Annotated in this window: 2 protein-coding genes; one reads left to right on the top strand and one right to left on the bottom strand. The window is 67.8% G+C overall.

Features of this window, described 5'->3' with window-relative positions:
* Positions 1-122: 122 nt before the first annotated feature.
* A complete protein-coding gene (locus WB794_RS13470; protein ID WP_123521291.1) occupies positions 123-521 on the top strand; it encodes an ATP-binding domain-containing protein in 399 nt (132 codons plus the stop codon).
* Positions 522-611: 90 nt separating this feature from the next.
* On the opposite strand, the gene WB794_RS13465 is transcribed toward WB794_RS13470, so the two are convergent.
* A complete protein-coding gene (locus WB794_RS13465) occupies positions 612-878 on the bottom strand; it encodes a hypothetical protein (protein ID WP_337336364.1) in 267 nt (88 codons plus the stop codon).
* Positions 879-1142 lie beyond the last annotated feature (264 nt).

Here is a 1142-nt window from a genome sequence, read left to right as displayed (position 1 = left end):
GCGGCTTGCCGCCGGGATGTGGCGAGGCGCGGCACGCAGCGCTCCGGTGCGGGGACGGCTGCTCAGTGTTGCGCCTGTGTTCGCACGTTCGTATCGGTGCGTTCTGATCTTCGCGTCAGACATTGCCGCGGGTCACCCGCAACGACTACGCCCTGCGCCTCTTCAACGGCGACCTCGGCCTGTGCCTGGCCGACACCGACGGCCAACTCCGTGTCTGGTTCGAAACCGCCGACGAGGACGGCCAGCCCACGGTCCGCGACTTCGCCCCCGGCGTTCTCCCTGCCCTCGAAGGCGGCTTCGCCATCACCATCCACAAGAGCCAGGGCTCCGAGTACGGCCACGCCGCCGTCCTGCTGCCGCCGGATGCGACGAGCCGCGCGGTATCCCGGCAACTGCTCTACACCGGCGTGTCCCGCGCACGCCACTCACTCGAACTCTGGGCCAGCCCGGAGCTGCTCGCTGCGGCGCTGGCCAACAACTGCCCGCGCAGTGGCGGTCTCCCCGACCGCCTCCGCGGCTGATGTGGGAGCTGCGCAGCATGCTCGCCGTGGCCGAGCGCGGCAATGCCGCCGCGCTGCCGGCCGACGCATTCGACCTGTGATCTTCCCTCGTCAGCGGATCTCGTCGACCCGCTTCACGCGGCCGTCGTGGATGGTGAAGTTCACCTGCTTGTCGCGCAGGTAGTACTCCCAGCGTTCGCCGACCGCGGCGCCCCGGTGATTCTCGAGGGTCACTATCCTGCTGGGCTGACCGCCCTTCTGGATCAATACCGCGGTGCTGTCCCCGACGCTGACGATCCCGCGGGGGAATGCATAGGTGTCGAAGGCGTGGGCGGCGAAGGCGGCCAGGAGCAGGGCGGTGGCGAGGATGATGCGCATGATGGTCCCTCCTTGGGTGGGTGGGGCGAGTGTAGTCGGGGCTTATGGTGAAAGCGGGATCACGGTATCCGGATACAGATAGGACACGTAGCCGGCCCCCGCTACCATGTTTATCTGCAGGCGTATAGGAAGTTCAAACGCCCTTTTCGGGCAGTCTGCTGGGTAGGCGGCGGTCGCGCAAGCCCCGGCCCCGTTTTGGGCACGGATCGGACGTCTGTGAGTGGGATTTCGGCATCGCGGGGCCACGCAGCGGCGTTGTCAGCA

The organism is Denitratimonas tolerans (assembly GCF_037203605.1).
Taxonomy (GTDB): domain Bacteria; phylum Pseudomonadota; class Gammaproteobacteria; order Xanthomonadales; family Xanthomonadaceae; genus Denitratimonas; species Denitratimonas tolerans.
The sequence above is the reverse complement of the archived record's forward strand: the minus strand, read 5'-3'. Positions and strand labels throughout refer to the sequence as shown.